Raw genomic sequence first — 16725 nt, 5'->3', positions numbered from 1 at the left:
TGACACAACAGGTGATGCCATGAAAAACTGATGCATGGTGACAAAAAAAGAAGAGCCGTAACCGGCTCTTCTTTCCAAAAATATGTTGACAAGGCTATTTTGATATCCTGATGATCATATCTGCATTATTGCCGTTATCGGTGCAGACATATACATCGCCGTTTGGTGCAATTGCCACATCTCTTAAACGCCCATACTGGTGTTGGAGAAAAGCTGTTTCAGATTCTACAGCAGTGCCGGATGCATTAAGTTTTAGCTGTAATAATTTTTCATCTTTCAGCACAGCTACCAGCAATGAGTTTTTCCATTCCGCAATTGAATCTTTATCGTAATAGTCCATGCCGGAAGGAGCGATCGTTGGCGTCCATGCATATATTGGTTCTATTGTTTTATAATTATTGGCAAAGCGTACTTCGCGGATAGAATCCTGGTTTATGTAGCCTTCTATATAAGGCCAGCCATAATTGCCTTTTCTTTCAATGATGTCTATTTCATCATCAGTTGTTTGACCGTGCATAGAGCTATACATTTTACCGTTTGACGCATAAACAAGACCCTGCGGGTTACGCATGCCTGTAGCCCATACAGCATTGCCAAACGGATTGTCGGCAGGTATAGAACCGTCAAGATTTACACGAAGAATTTTTCCATTGAGGCTGTTGCGGTTTTGCGGCAATAAATAACGGTGATTGGCATCAGCCGTGCTGATGAAAAGCTTCATATCTGGCGAGATAACCAGGCGTGCACCATTGTGAATATAGTTGCCATTTTTTTTGCCAATAATACTGTCTACGAGGATTGTTGGTGAAACAAGTGTTTTGCCATCGTACATAAAACGTACAACTTTCTCAAACATGGTATCGCTTGGCGCAAGATAATTGTACACAACGTACACATATGGGTTTGTTTCAAACTGCGGGTGGAGTACCATACCCATTAAGCCATTGTAGTTAGTGGTGGTAGCTACATCTGCAATGGTTGCCACCGGGGTTACTTCACCCGTTGCAGGATTCATCCGGTTAACGTGGCCTTCCCTTTCAGTAAACCATATGTAATTATCGGGCCCCCACAAAATTTCCCATGGATAATTAAGCTGGTTATTTAATACTGCAACAGTTGGCTGAAATGATGACACAGCATTCGTAGCTGATAATGCATCTACACTTTGTGTAGTGAGGTTTTCTTTTTTACAGGCAAAAAGAATAGTGGCAAGTGCCAGGGTGGTAATTGTTACCCTCATAGGTTAAATTTTAAAAAAGGTGAGATGGAAATGTATCGTTATTGCAAGTGGCAATAAACATGCTACTTGTATCACCAAGATGATTACGAGGCTCAACCGGGAGTTTCTATTGTTGAAACGGTATATATAATTGTCTGGTGCGTTAGCACCTTCCGTGGCACCTGTAGAGAAAAATAAACAGCCTTTCATAACAGGTGTTGCATAACCGAACCACACAATAAGAATAATATAAATGCGCAATAAGAATTATAACGTATGCGGGTTACCTTTTTAAGTGTATAATAAAATCTACATATATACATTTATTGCAGTGTGTGAAGGATTATTTTAAAAATTTGTTGTGAAAAAGAATGATGGAAACGTTTTATGACTAATTTTATTTCGACGATCCTAAAAACATTAAACGTACCATTTTTTTAAGCCTGAACTATGAAAGCACTTTCCCTTGCAGTTGCAATTTTATTGCTGTCTTTTTGTTATGCCAATGCGCAGATTACCGGATGTACTAACCTTGTAAATCCTTTTTATGCTACAACACAAATCACGAAGATTTCAAACCCCGGATTGAACTATGCAAGAACGGGATATGTAAATAATGACGTCAGCTATTTGTCTGATTCTTTAAGCGGCAGACCTTGCAGTACCGGTAATACATGTGTGAACGGAAATTCTATTCTTAATTACGAAGTGTATTATCCGAATATTTCCTATTCGGACGCAAATAAATTGCCTGCGTTTGTAATGTTTCACTCTGGTGGCTTTTCTGATTGTTCCAGCAATCAAAACGGTGCAGAACAGGTTTGTATGCAGTTTGCACAGCGGGGCTATGTTGCGTTCAACATTGAATACAGAAGAGGAAGAAACGAAGATCCACAGACAAAATATACATCGGCCAGCCACTGGCTTGCGCTTTATCGCGGCGTTCAGGATGGAAGAGGTGCTTTGAGAACAATTGTGTCAAGAGAACTGGATAAAAGTCAACCTTACAGGATCGATACAAGCAGGATATTTGTGGGAGGCACAAGCTCGGGTACAGACCTTGCGTTGATGGTAGCCTATTTTACCGATGATATGATGATTCGATTGTTTTCAGGAGTTGGTGCTGTGCTTGGGGCAGCCAGCGTAAACCGATATGCCGGAAATTCACCTTATAGAATACGAGGAGTTCTCGATATGTGGGGCGGATTTCCAGTACCAACTACATATGCTGCAAACCCCGTAGATTTCATTAAACTGAGCCCTAATATTCCACCAATTATTGCATTTCACGGAAATCAGGACAAAGAGGTGAATATAAATACTTCTAATAAATTCTTTTCAGAAGGAACTGTTTATAACTCTGAAACATTATGTACCAGTAGTAAAACGTTCAGATTACCATCAAACGGAAGAAATGTCTCAGACTTTAAACTGTTGGGTTCACAAGGCTTATATGATATTGTAAAAGGGCAACTCGGCATTAAAAGTGAGCTCTATATCGACTGCGATATGGGCCACGGGTTACAACAGGGCGAGTCTGATTTTGGACTGGGTACCTCAGTGCCTAATAAAGATGTACAGGCTTATATTGTACAAAGGGCTGTTACCTTTTTTCAATATATAACAAACCCGTCTTTCCCTTCTACGCTTACGCATACCCGGTTTGTCGATTGTGTAAACCCTCGCTCCGGTTGCCTTGGCGATGCTTCAACGCTTTGCAGCAATACTGCGGTATGTCCCGCATCTGCGATTGCTGCAGTAACAGCAGAGCAGCAAGCCATCAACAAAACTGAAACCGGCGAAATAAAAATTATACAGCAGAACAAATCGGTTGTCATCAGTTTTTCGAAGCCTGCTCCGTCGTCTGTAAATGTATTCAGTATTACCGGCACACGTATGCTGTCAAGAAACATCAACGAAACACCTGTTACGATAGACTGCAGCAATTTTACTGCGGGCGTTTACATTGTACAGGTAATAAAAGACGGGCACACCATGTCAAAGAAAATAGTGTTGTAACTTTTTTTGTGAAAAAAAAAGTTTAACCAATCAGTCCCTGGTCATAAGCAATTTTCATGGCCTGGGCCTTGCTGTTGACGTGCAATTTCTGGTATATATTGGCAATGTGTTTTCTTACCGTTAGTACGCTTATATTGGTTAGTTCCGCAATTCTTTTTGCGTCGTAACCTTTTACAGTGTGCTGCAGAATTTCGGCTTCTCTTTCTGAGAGTAATGAACTTATATTGTCTGTATTTTTCTTTTCAGGAATATTTACAGAAGCATTGCTTAGCAATTGTAGTGCTTTTCTTGCAATAGCCGGGCTTAGCGGCGCACCGCCATATTCTGCAACGGATGTAATAGCATGGTGTAGCATGGCTGCACTTTCATCTTTCAGTAAATACCCGTGTGCGCCTGCTCGTATTGCTTCAAAGATTTTGTCATCATCATCAAAGATGGTAAGTACGATAAAAAAAATCTGCGGATAAAGCGATCGTGCAATACTTATCGCCTGAATACCGTCCATTTCCGGCATTTCTATGTCCATGAAAATAATGTGGGGCATCTTTTCAAGGGGCAAGCCTTTTAACTGCTCCAGGCAGTCCTTTCCATTTACTGCAGAGAAAGAAAGCTTTACATCATTAAACTGGCTTATTTTATCGGCAATGTTTTTCCGGTTTATCGATTTGTCGTCAGTTATGCCTATGTTCAATATTTTCATATGCCCACTACTTTTATAGTTCTTTAAAATACCAATTTCCACCATACACAAATGTCCATTTATTACAAGGCCTCACAATACTTAATTTGTAGTATCGCTTATTGAAATGCGGGTGCCATTACCTGCAGCGGACGTAACATTCAGCCTTATGCCTGCATCCGCAGCCCTTGCCTGCATATTACGCAGTCCGTTCCCGTCACTGGTATATTCGGCCGGTAAGCCTTTCCCATCATCTGCAACGGAGATGTTCATTACGCGGTCACTCTCTATTTTTATCATCACATTCTTTGCATTACTGTGTTTTAGGGTATTGTGTACCGCCTCCTGCACAATGCGAAAAATATTGAGTGCTTTCTGGGAACCGATACGAATATCCTCTTGTATGGCTTCTTCCACAACAATATTGATCGATTCATAACTTGGCCTAAGTTTGTTGACGTAGTTTTTCACCCGGTCACTGATGCCGGTGATGGTTATATTGTCTTTATTCAATACCCATATCGTATCCCTGAGAGAATGAATGATCTCCCTGGAATGTTGTTGCAGGTTGTGCAGTTGTTCTTCATTGCCATTAAATCCTTTATGCGCTATGCTTTCCACATCTGCAGAAATAGCAGAAGCATAAGCGCCGATATTGTCATGCAGGTCTGCAGCAATTCGTTTGCGCTCTTTCTCTTCCGCATCCAGTATTGATTGCGATGCCTGCCTTTTTTCTTCTTCTATAGCTAACCGCATTTTCAACAACTGTTTATTACGCTGGTTGCGCCACATTAAAAAAGTAATAACCGAAGCCATTACTATAAATACCAGTGAGCCATATAGCAGGTAATTTCTTTGTGCAATTTTGAATTGTTGTGCCGCAATAATATTCTCTTTTTGTTCCACATCATATTTAGTCTGTATCTCAGCAATGGCCGCTGCTTTGTTTCTTTCATATACAGAATCTTTCAGATCAATGATCTCTTCCAGCACAGCCTGGTATTCAGTAAAATTTTTATCCTCTTTCAAATAGCGTGCAAGCGCCAGGTAAAATGGTAACCGTGATGATGGCTCGGTATTAAACGTTTTGGCAGAATCTTTCGGTTTTTCCTTGTAGTCACCACGCTCCAGTTTGCTCCAGCAAAAAGCAATGGCTTTCTTTAACTGGCCCGTATTGGCGTAGAAATCAGCAATCTGAATATTGTCGTCAATAATGGCATCGGGCGTATTGTGTGCTTTTCTCCTGCACTCCTGCATCTGCTTCAATGCATCTTCCGCTTTCTCAAGTTCTCCTGCGCCAGTATACACAACAGACATAAACCTGTAGGCACCTGCAAGCCGGTCATACACTTCTATCTTTTTACAACAGTTAATGCCCGTGTTCAAATAATACAAAACCGAGTCATGCTTGTTCTCTTTGTGCAGTAACTGCGCCCTCGAAATCAATGGAGAACCTTTATACTTTTCAAAATTACCGGCACAAAAACGAAGTGATTGCTCATTCCATTTCTTTGATTCATCTAACTGGTTCAAACCCATCAGCACGTTACCGATAGAATTCGCTACACCAATAATATGCATCGTGTCTTTGTATTTTTCAACTTCCGTAAAAAGTGGGTACAGCACAGCAAGACAATCCTGTATTTTTCCGTCTGCTCCAAATGCAACTGCATTCAAACGTTTAAGCCTGAAGTAAATGCTGCGCCGGTTATCATCCGTTACAGGGTTTTTAGGAAGTTCTTTACCAATCACGTACAATGCGCTGTCCGTCCAACCCCATTGTATATAATCCTGCGCAAGCGTTAGCTGTGCAAGGCTTTTGTAAGAATCGTTTTTCGACCTTCCTGCCAGTTCCAAAGCTACATAGGCATACTTATCAAGACTGTCCTGGTTTAAATTAGAATAGTCTTCGCAGTAAGCAAGAATAGCGGCAAGTTTAGCTTCGGGCTCCGTTGTTTTATCTGCAATGCTTTTTAAACTGTCAATCTTTTTTGTTTGGGCTGTAGTGGTAAAATAAATTAGTAGCAGGAATAAAAGAGGTAATAACCGGTTGAACATATGAAGGAAGTTTTTTGGTTGTCAGCTAAAGTATTTCATGGGTACATCGTTGCGTCGCACTCTTGTGCTGAAGATAATATATTGAGCTTTAAAAACAGCCCATCCGGTCATTTCTTCATCGAATATTAATGTCTTCTCACGGTCACCGCGTTCCGGTCAGCATTACCCATAGAACAAAAAACCCCCACTACTACAAATTGAGTATTTCCTGCTTTCCGCTTTTAAACAATTTTTGAAGCCTCAAAGAATATTCAATCAAAATCATGCTTTATGAGACACGCAAAAATTTTACTCTTCATGTTCGCTTCATTGTTGCTGCAACGGGCAATGGCTGCAGAAACAGAACCAAACAACACGAGTGCCACGGCAAACACGTTAGCGGCAAACGGCAGCAATTCAGGAAAAATAAATTCCGCCGGAGACATAGACTGGTGGAAAGTTACTACAACGGCAGATGGCCGGCTTGATGTAACATTAACACCTTTATCGGGCAGGTATACATGGGTGTATATATATGATAAGAATGGTACAACCTTGCTCAACTCAAAGTACTCCAACGGCGCATTCACGTTTAGCCAGGACGGTCTTGCTGCCGGTACTTATTACCTTAAAGTAAACACCTACTACGGTACCGATACAGGAAGTTATAATATCAGCAACACACTTGTGCAACCTGCAGATGCCAATGACGCAGAGCCCAATAACAGCCGCGCACAGGCCAAAATTTTGCCACTTGCAGGAAACAGAACCGGCCACGTTGGTTATTACTACGATAATGCGAGAGATACTGCAGACTGGTGGCAGGTTACCACAAATGCAGACGGGCAGTTAAACCTTACACTTACCCAGGGCAATGGTGAATATGTGTGGATCTATTTGTTTGACAACAATGGCACAACCCTCTTAAATTCACAATACAGCAATGGCACCTTTACGTTAAGCCAGAACGGGCTGGCAGCAGGAACCTACTACATCAGGGTAAATTGCTATTACAACAACAAGTTTGCGCCATATAAATTGTCGAATACTTTAACCCTGCCTGCACAGGCAAACGATCCTGAAGCCAATAATACAAAAGAACAGGCAGTAAACCTCGGTGTTAACTCAACCGCCACCGGCCATATTGGTTATTACTACAACAATATAAGAGATACCTTCGACTGGTATAAAGTTACCATACCCGAAGATGGTATGATAGCACTTACCCTTACACCTGCTATTGGTGAATATGTTTGGGCATACCTGTTTGATAACAACGGCACCTCCTTGTTAAATTCTTCTTACAGCACCGGTAAATTTACCATCAATACAGATGGGCTGGCCGCCGGCACCTACTATGTAAGGGTAAATTGTTATTATAACAACAAGTTTGCGCCTTATACATTAACTGACAGTCTTAAAAAGTATACGAACAAAACCGACGCCGAACCAAATGGCAGCGCTTACCTCGCAAAAACCTTGTCTGCAAACCAGGCAAACAGTGGTCATGTTGGTTTTTACTACAACAATAAACGCGACACAGCAGACTGGCATAAGATAAACTACACAGGCAGTCAAAATGGAACAATGACCGTTACGCTCAATTTTGAAGATCCTTTTACCAGCGGTTATAATTATACATACATGACTATTTACAAAGACACGAATGCTGCGCCGCTATATAATACCTATACCAATGCAGGCGTGCTTACCGCTAACCTTTCCGCCTTGTCGCAGGGTTATTACTGGGTTAAAATAAGATGTTATTATGCCAGCGATTTTCAGCCTTATAGCATCACGCCTACATTTACACAAACAAAAGCCGTTATAACTGTTCAAAGTACCACGGTATCGGCAGCCTGCGACAGTGCCAGCAGTATAACATTCAGATGTACAAAAAGCAAAGCTCCATACAGGGTACAACTGTACCGCAACGGCGTGGCGTATAATGCTGTAAGAACGGTAAACAATACCGCAAATTTCACCTACACCAATTTACCTTCAGGTGTGTATTATGCCACTGTCTTTGGCGATGGCGCAACAGGCAGTGCATTCGGGCGCAGCACAAACGTCGCTTTGGTACCCATACCAACCAATACAAGAACAACAGCCATTACCAATGTACAGGCAAGGCTAAACTGGAACACAGTTACGTGCGCAAAATATTTCAGCGTTAAGTATCGTAAGGCAACAGATACCGCGTGGGTAACCACCAATACCAATGGCAATACAACGTTCCTTATTATTAGAAACCTTACCGGAGGTACACAATATTTCTGGCGCGTAGCTTCAGCCGACAGTGCCAATAACCTGTCTGCAATCGGAAATTATACCGATAGTGTTGCCTTCACTACAACCGCAGCTCTGGCGGGCAATGTTGTTGAAAGCGGTGTTACTGTAAAACCGGTACAGCAGGATAAGTTGAATGTTCGTATATATCCAAACCCTGTTACTACTGCATTTACAATACAGCTGAGCAATATGAACGCAAACAATAAAGTTTCACTCACCCTGCGCAATATGAACAGTGCAATTGTCTGGAGTAAAGCAAATGTACCTGCGGCATCTGTTAATAACAGCAAGATTGATGTAGCAGCTTTTGCCAATGGGTTATATATACTCGAAGTAAAAGATCATGCAACAAATGAAATAATAACATCAAGAATTGCCGTTGCTAAATAAACAGCATTTATGTAAACACAAAGGCTGTCCTTAACCGGGGCAGCCTTTTTTATTGCCGGCTTCATCTATCTGCAGCGGTCATTTTTTTGAGCCCGGCAGTAGTACTGGTGGCATCGCCTGTTGCGTCGCACTCTTGTACTGTAACACTCCGGGCGGCAGTTGCGGGTGTAATGGCGTATCATGTTTGCACACCTGTTATGGTGAAAAATCGCTATGTGAAAATGTCATTTGTATGGTTGATACAGGCCTGGTAAAAAAATGTGTTGATAACAATTGCAGGCAGATCTTGTGTTATATATTAGCCTTACAATAAACACAGCAAATGAAGAAAATAGCATTACTCGGTTTCTTATGTTTTTCGCATGGTGTATTTGCGCAGCAGCCTGCCGATAAATATTACCTTATTAAAGCAGGAAAAATATATGATGCAGAGAACAATCGTTTTGTAAAAGAGCAGCAGATTCTTATAAAGAACAATACCATAGAAGCCGTTGGCTCAAAAGTAGATGCACCCGCCGGGGTTGTGGTAATTGATGCAGGCAACGCAACGGTTACACCCGGTTTGATTGATGCCCACACACACTTGCTAACCATGAGCGCGCCTGGCGAGAACCTTGCTGCCGATGCGTTGATGCATGATGATGCATACCGCGTGTTAAGGGCGGCAGGCTTTGCAAAATCTTACCTCGATGCCGGGTTTACCACCATCAGGGATGTGGGCAATTCCGGGCAGTACCTGGACTGCAGGGTTTCTTCTGCCATTGCACGCGGTTATATTGCAGGTCCGGAAATGCATGTTTCAGGGCCCATTATCAGTGGTGAAGGCGGGCAGTTTTACCAGTTGCCTTTTCATGTCAAAAACCAGGTTGCTGCGCAGGAGTACAGGGTTGTAAATGGCGTGGAAGATGCAGTAAAAGCAGTAAAGGAGCATGTGAACCATGGTGCAGACCTTATAAAGATCTGTGCCAATAGTGAGCGCATCAATCTTACCCCCGACGAGATTGCTGCTATTGTAAAAACCGCACACGAGTATGGCTTAAAAGTAACTGCGCATGCCACTGCAGATCCTTTTATAAACATGGCGGTAAAAGCAGGCGTAGATGGGATAGAGCATGGCTACTATATTACAGACAGTACGCTGGAACTGATGGCCGAAAAAAATGTATACCTCGTGGCAACAGACCCATCTGCAAGGCTGATGGTGAAGTCTTATAAGCTGATGGGCAATAACAACTACACCACAGAAGATGCAAAAAAAGAGATTGCTGTTTTGCCTGAAAGAATCAACAGGGCTTTGAAAAAAGGCGTGCTTGTAGTGGCAGGGTCAGATCAGTACATAGATTATAAAGACACTTATGGAAACCTGGCCAAAGAGGCCATACTTTCTTATTACGATGCAGTGGGTGCGGCTACCGCACTGCGTTTTGCAACCTGGAATGCTGCTATTATTTTAAATGCCAAAGACCGAAAAGGAGTAATAAAAAAAGGTGCAGCGGCAGACCTTGTTATTTTCAACGGCGATATGGAACAAAACTTTGAAAAGACTTTGTATGATGTAAAAAGCGTTTTTATCGGTGGTAAGATGATTAACCCGTAAATGTTGCAATAACCACGCTGCACATTGCTGAGTTACCTGCTGCAGTACAAGTGAGTGACACAACAAAAGCTCAATAGTAGCAATGCAGCTAAGTAAACAGATACTACACCCGGCATTTGCCGGGTGTTTTTATATAAACCTGTGTGTAACTGATGAAGATCATATGAATTTTTTTTGAGCTGCTTTATATTCAGTGTAAGATTGGTTGATATGAAAACACTACTGCTTTCGGTCTTGTTGCTGTTTGCCTGCACTGCGATAACCGCTCAACAGCCTGCTGCAAAACCGGCATACACCTACAAAATAATTACCGCAAACGGCACTTACGGTTATGATATTTATGCAAATAAAAAAATGCTGGTGCATCAGCCATCTGTTCCTGGAATGCCCGGAAACAAAGGGTTTGCGCTGAGGAAAGATGCCGTGGCGGTAGCAAAGCTTGTGATTAAAAAACTTGAACAGGGTGTAATGCCGCCGACCACTTTAAAGCAGGAACTGGAAGAGTTGAAAGTATTACACGATTAATTTTTAAACACCATTATATGAAAACGCATATTGGTCTTTTATTAATGCTGCTTACACCGGGTATGTTTGCCGTGGCGCAGGATAGCTGGGTACAGAAAGCAGATTTTGGTGGAGGGGTACGTACTGGTGCTTCAGGATTTTCGCTTAATGAAAAGGGCTACGTTGGCACAGGTTTCTATGACGGTCAGTGGCTAAAAGATTTTTGGGAATACGACCCCGCCACAAATGTATGGACGCAAAAAGCAGATTTTGGAGGTGTACCACGCGAAGGTGGTGTGGGTTTTAGCATTGGCGACAAAGGGTATCTTGGTACAGGAGAAAATGGAGATGAGTGGCCGTTTACGTTTCGAGATTTATGGGAATACGATCCTTTAGCAAATGAATGGGTGAGAAAAGCAGACATACCCTTATCCCGAGGCAGATATGCAGCAATTGGTCTTGCTATTGGAAATAAAGGCTATGTAGGCTTTGGCAGTTACTTTGGGGAGTATGATCCTTTTTGCTGGGATGATTTATGGGAATTCGATCCTGTGCCTAATGCGTGGACAAGTAAGTCCCGTCTGATCGGAGGGGCAAGACGTCACGCAAGTGGATTTGTTGTCGGAGGAAAAATGTACGTTGGCACTGGTAATTTTTTTGACGAAACAAGCAGCGGAACTATTATGCTTAATTACAAGGATTTTTGGCAATACGACCCTATAGCCAACGCCTGGACCAGGAAGGCAGACTTTACACCTGGTGAGCGAACACATACTTGTGGTTTTGCATTGTCCGAAAGTGGCTTTTTTAGTGGCGGGTATGATGTTGCCAGTGCTACAAGAAAAAAAGATGTTTGGGAATATAGTACAGTTGCTGATGAGTGGATTCAGCGAAATGATTTTCCTGGAACCGGGAATTATGGTTTACTGGCGTTGGTAATTAATAAAACAGCGTACATGGGCATAAATGGACCAGAAAAAGATTTCTGGCAATACACTCCTTCGATAGCTGTACAGGATACTTGTGCTACACCATATGCTTTACAAACAATTCATGTGGCAGACACGGCTGTGTTACTTGGCTGGAGTCTTCCGGAAGACACTGTAAACGGTTACAGGATCAGGTGCGAAGCTGTTTATGCAAATGATGTGCATAAACGGACCGTTGCTTCAAATACCAGCCGTGTGCTTATACACGGTTTACTACCCGGCACAACTTACAAATGGAAAATGAAGAGTTTTTGTGCGGCCCACACAGCTGCATGGATAATCGGCCCGGCATTTACTACAAAGCGGGTACAGTCTTTTAGTGCAAATACTTCTAACGATCTGCATACTGCAACAAATGTAGTAAGCGTTACACCTAACCCGTGCAACGGCAATTTTATTGTAACACTGCATTTGCCGCAGCAAATACAACAGGCAGAGGTTTGCTTGTATAGCGCTGCCGGCATTAAAATCTGGCAACAAAAAGCAGTGCCTGTTGCAGGGTTGCTAACAGCAGGAATAAACCTTGCCGGCAACGTTGTACCAGGTGTTTATATGTTAAAAATTAATCATAATAACGGGAGTGTAAAGTGCCGGGTAGTGGTAGAATAATTTCAGGGCGCAATAAGTGTTTCCCGGTTACGTTTTGTGGGTAAAAAACTATTCCTATTTTTAATGCTTTAATAAAGCGAGTCCACAGATCATACCTAAATCCTTTATAATGAAACTGCTGATTACACTGTTTGCCGTATTTGTATGTGCCGTTAAAATCCAGGCGCAGGAAACCATTAAGTATGGAAAAATTGATGCTGCTGATTTTGATGTCACTTCTTCCATGATAAGCAGCGACGTTAATGCTATTGTTCTTGCTGATATTGGAAGCTCTGAGTTTGAGGGTAACAACAAAGGTTGGTTTACACTGGTTTTTAAACGAATAAGGAGGGTAAAAATTCTTAACCTGAATGGTGCAGATGCTGCAAACTTTAAAATACGCCTGTACACAGATAATGGTTATTATGAAGACAGGAAAAGCAAGGAAGAACTGGTCAATCTGAAAGCAACAACCTATAACCTCGAGAACGGCAGTATTATAAAAACAGAACTTGATTCAAAAACAGTTTTTGAAGACAGGCTAAGCCGTAACTGGGTAGAAAAAAAGTTTACCATGCCTGCCGTAAAAGCCGGCTCTATTATAGAATTCTCTTACACCATTAATTCAGACTATATTTTCAACCTGCAGCCATGGTATTTCCAGGGCAAGTATCCATGCCTGTGGAGTGAGTATACGGTTAAAATTCCGGATTGTTTCTCCTATGTTACACTGTCAACCGGCTATAACCCTTATACAATTAAGACTGCCAAACTTGGTGCACAGGTTTACCGCATAGAAGACATACCGTGGAAGAAGGGTGAAATTGGCTCAAATACGCCGGATGTTTTTATGATTAATGCAAATGTTGGCATCAATCGCTGGGCAATAAAAAATGTACCTGCTGTTAAAGAAGAAGATATGGTTTCCGCCACCAACAACTACATTTCTAAAATAGAGTTCCAGCTTTCAAAAACACATTTTACCACACCGCCGGAAGATAAAATGCATAACTGGCTTACCGTAAGCAAAGAGTTTATGCTACACCAGGATTTTGGCTTTCAAATAGATAATGCCACATGGTTAAAGCCGGAAGTAGATAAGTTGGTAAATGATCAAATGACTGACGATGAAAAGGCACGAACCATCTATGCGTTTGTGCGGGATAATTTTACGTGTACAGGAAACGGCGGCATCTTCCTTACGCCGGATACTTACCTGCGAACAATTTATAAGCAACGAAAGGGAACCGTAAGCGACATCAACCTCATGTTGACTTCCATGATAAAGCAGGCTGGTATAAGAACAGATCCTGTTATCCTAAGTACGCGTAATCACGGGTTTGTGCATCCCGTGTACCCCATACTGGATAAATACAATTATGTAATAACGAGGGTTAAAACAAATGATCATACTTATTTGCTTGATGCGAGTAACAGGTTCCTGGGTTTTAACAGGCTCTCAAAAGACTGTTATAACGGTCTGGCAAGAGTGATAAGTATAGATACAGCAACGCTTAAGCTTTATGCCGATTCTCTGAAGGAAACAAGTTACCAGTCATTGTTTGTAATTAACAATGAAAGTAAGAATGGCTACTCAGGTACTTTTTCAACAACCTACACGTACGATGAATCTGTGAACCTTCGAAGCACGTTGTCCTCTCAGCAAATAGGCGACTATATTAAAAATTTTGCATTAAGGTTTCCACAGGAGATCAGGTTGTCAGACGTAGCTTTCGATTCTCTGCATGCATACGATGTGCCTTTAAACATGCATTACAATTTTGCAATTGATTTTAATAATGCAGAAAGGTTATACATCAATCCGTTGTTTGGAAATGCGTTAAAGGAAAATCCCTTCAAAGGAGATTCCAGGCGCATGTTCCCCATTGAAATGCCTTATTGTACGGATGATGTTTTTACAGTAAATATGGAAGTACCACAAGGTTACAAAACGGAAGAACTGCCAAAGTCTGCAAGAATCAATCTTCCAGACAATGCAGGGTTCTTTGAATACATTATACAGCAATCAGGTGAGCGTATACAATTGAAGTCACGCATAAAGATCGATAAAACAGTGTACGGAGCAGAAGATTACGAGATGCTGAAAGATTTTTACAGCAACATTTTGAAAAAGCAAAGCGAGCAGATCGTGTTTTATAAAAATACGCAGTAGTGTATATAATGCCGGCATTAAACGGCCGTTAAATTGCAGCGTGCAGCTTTTGTTTAAAGTATAAAAGTGTTTTCTTTATCCAAATTATATACGTATCATGTCAACCTACCATTACCCTCCCTCACCGGCATTTATCAATGCCGAAAAACTGCAGCCTTCACCCGCTTTTCGCAAACAGGTAGCAGGTGTTATTACTTCAATCATTTTGTTTCTGATCGTTTATTTACTACTCGTTGCGGCATCAATTGGCCTTGCCATTATTTGTTGTTTTATCGGTATTAAGATCATTGTAACAATACCAAAGTTCATCACCATTATCCTTGGCCTTGGCCTTGTGGCCGTGGGTATTTCTGTTATTTTCTTTTTGATCAAGTTCATCTTTGCTGTTGCAAAAAATGAAAACCCCAACAGGATCGAAATAATGGAAAGCGATCAGCCGGAATTGTTCGCATTTATCAGGAGACTGAGCGAAGAAACCAAAACACCTTTCCCTAAAAAAATATACCTCTCACCAGATGTAAACGCATGCGTGTTTTATAATTCCAGTTTCTGGAGCATGTTCTTCCCGGTTCGTAAAAACCTCGAAATTGGACTGGGCCTGGTTAACAGTATTAATATCAGTGAGCTGAAAGCTGTGATAGCGCATGAGTTTGGGCATTTCAGCCAGCGCAGTATGAAGCTGGGTGTTTTCACCTACAATGTCAATAAGATCATTTACAACATGCTGTATGAAAACAACAGCTATACTTCTTTTTTAAATGCATGGGGCAACCTGCATGGGGTACTGAGTATTTGTGCAATGATCACCGTTAAAATTGCTGAAGGCATACAGTATATATTGAGGGCTATGTATACACTCATCAATAAAAATTACCTGGCGCTCAGCAGGGAAATGGAGTTTCATGCAGATGCTGTTGCAGCAAGTGCCGCCGGTGGAAATAATGTAGTGAGCGGGCTCAGCAGGATTGAAGTGGCCGCCGGTTGTTACAATACGGCGCTGAATAAGGCAGGGGAGTACCTCAAACAGCAGAAGGTCATTAAAAATATGTTCGAAGGTCATTATACCATTTACAATGAAATGGCCTCGAAGTTTAAACTGCCTGTAAAGAACGGCTTACCAGAAATATCTTTTGCTTTTGTAGATTCCTTTTCTTCTTCCAGGATCAATTACAAAGACCAGTGGGCAAGCCATCCTGAACTAAAAGAAAGAAAGCAACACCTTGATCTGTTAGATATGAATGTGGCAGCAGATGAAACAACTGCATGGAATGTATTCAAAGATAAAGATGCCTTGCAGGAAAGCCTTACCGTTAAATTGTACCAGCACGTTCCTGGTAGCGCAGGCATGCAGCTTATAGATACAAACAATTTTAACCAGGATTACCTGCAGGAGATAGAGCAATACGATCTGCCCGAAGATTATAAAGGTTTTTACGACAGGCGCTACATCGAAACTGCTGACTGGGATTTTGATGAACTTACACAGAGAAACAGTGCGTATACATTTGAGCAGCTTTTCAATGAAGCCAACAGCCGGTTGCAGGCTTTTATCAATACCTGTACCGCAGACATTGAAACAGTAAAAGCCATCAAAGAAAAAAAGATAGCGGTAAAAACATTCGATTTTGATGGTACAAAATACAACCGGGAAGAATGTGATACCGTATTGGAAATACTCGAAAAAGATCTGGCAGCTAAACAGGCTTTGGTCAAACAGTTGGATAAAGAAGCATTCGTCTTTTTTTATGCATTCACCACAGAGCTCGATGTATATTACCGGTCATACAAAGCGATTGAGATTAAATACACACAACTCACACAGGTGGTAAATAATCTCTTTGAAATACTCAATCCATTTTACCAGGGCGGTCTTTCTATAGAGCAGGTAAACGATGGCATTAGCCGGCTCAAAGACAACCATGAAATCCAGCTCAAAAAATGGTTGCAATTATTGGTGGATGAAGAAATGATCACTACGCAAAATAATCCTGCACTGCACGAAAAAATAATAGCCTTCCTTTCGAAGCAGTACGCTTACTTTCACGATGGTTCGTTCAGGAATGATGAGTTGAATGAGCTTACAAATATTGCTGTGGAAGCTACTGATGCGTGCAACGATCACAGATTCCGTAAATACAAATTGCTGTTGCAGCAGCAGCTCGATGGTTATTATAAAGCTGCAGGAAACACTGCATTGTCTGCTTAGAAAATACCTGCCTGTGTTGGTCATCACTCGTA

Annotated in this window: 10 protein-coding genes; 7 read left to right on the top strand and 3 right to left on the bottom strand. The window is 41.6% G+C overall.

Features of this window, described 5'->3' with window-relative positions; all coding sequences use genetic code 11:
• Positions 1 to 94 precede the first annotated feature (94 nt).
• Positions 95 to 1240 carry a PQQ-dependent sugar dehydrogenase gene (locus I5907_RS00940; RefSeq protein ID WP_196988876.1) on the bottom strand — a complete coding sequence of 382 codons (1146 nt, stop codon included), beginning with the start codon at positions 1238 to 1240 and terminating at the stop codon, positions 95 to 97.
• Positions 1241 to 1669: 429 nt separating this feature from the next.
• Here I5907_RS00940 and I5907_RS00935 point away from each other — a divergent pair, with 429 nt between their 5' ends.
• On the top strand, positions 1670 to 3238 hold the full coding sequence (locus I5907_RS00935; RefSeq protein ID WP_196988875.1) for a T9SS type A sorting domain-containing protein: 1569 nt from the start codon (positions 1670 to 1672) through the stop codon (positions 3236 to 3238).
• A 22-nt stretch (positions 3239 to 3260) separates the two neighbouring features.
• Here the strand turns inward: I5907_RS00935 and I5907_RS00930 are convergent, their stop codons facing one another.
• Together I5907_RS00930 and I5907_RS00925 are read right to left on the bottom strand one after the other, a co-directional pair.
• Positions 3261 to 3938 (bottom strand): response regulator, encoded by a 678-nt coding sequence (locus I5907_RS00930; protein ID WP_196988874.1) that lies wholly within the window; start codon positions 3936 to 3938, stop codon positions 3261 to 3263.
• Positions 3939 to 4019: 81 nt separating this feature from the next.
• A complete protein-coding gene (locus tag I5907_RS00925) occupies positions 4020 to 5975 on the bottom strand; it encodes an ATP-binding protein (protein WP_196988873.1) in 1956 nt (651 codons plus the stop codon).
• Between the two features lie 270 nt (positions 5976 to 6245).
• Between I5907_RS00925 and I5907_RS00920 the strand changes: the two genes are divergently transcribed.
• The 6 genes from I5907_RS00920 (at position 6246) to I5907_RS00895 (ending at position 16693) form a co-directional block, all read left to right on the top strand.
• Positions 6246 to 8636, top strand: coding sequence for a T9SS type A sorting domain-containing protein (locus I5907_RS00920; RefSeq protein ID WP_196988872.1), 2391 nt, complete (start codon positions 6246 to 6248; stop codon positions 8634 to 8636).
• A 322-nt stretch (positions 8637 to 8958) separates the two neighbouring features.
• Positions 8959 to 10233 (top strand): amidohydrolase family protein, encoded by a 1275-nt coding sequence (locus tag I5907_RS00915; protein WP_196988871.1) that lies wholly within the window; start codon positions 8959 to 8961, stop codon positions 10231 to 10233.
• A gap of 210 nt (positions 10234 to 10443) precedes the next feature.
• A complete protein-coding gene (locus tag I5907_RS00910; protein ID WP_196988870.1) occupies positions 10444 to 10758 on the top strand; it encodes a DUF4907 domain-containing protein in 315 nt (104 codons plus the stop codon).
• Between the two features lie 17 nt (positions 10759 to 10775).
• A complete protein-coding gene (locus I5907_RS00905) occupies positions 10776 to 12335 on the top strand; it encodes a T9SS type A sorting domain-containing protein (RefSeq protein WP_196988869.1) in 1560 nt (519 codons plus the stop codon).
• A 109-nt stretch (positions 12336 to 12444) separates the two neighbouring features.
• Positions 12445 to 14487: a DUF3858 domain-containing protein gene (locus I5907_RS00900; protein WP_196988868.1), complete on the top strand. Its 2043-nt coding sequence runs from the start codon at positions 12445 to 12447 to the stop codon at positions 14485 to 14487.
• A gap of 97 nt (positions 14488 to 14584) precedes the next feature.
• Positions 14585 to 16693 (top strand): M48 family metallopeptidase, encoded by a 2109-nt coding sequence (locus I5907_RS00895; protein ID WP_196988867.1) that lies wholly within the window; start codon positions 14585 to 14587, stop codon positions 16691 to 16693.
• Positions 16694 to 16725 lie beyond the last annotated feature (32 nt).

The organism is Panacibacter microcysteis (genome assembly GCF_015831355.1).
In the GTDB taxonomy this organism is placed as follows: Bacteria; Bacteroidota; Bacteroidia; order Chitinophagales; family Chitinophagaceae; genus Panacibacter; species Panacibacter microcysteis.
Note: the sequence above shows the minus strand (reverse complement) of the source record. Positions and strands in the feature narration are given on the sequence as shown.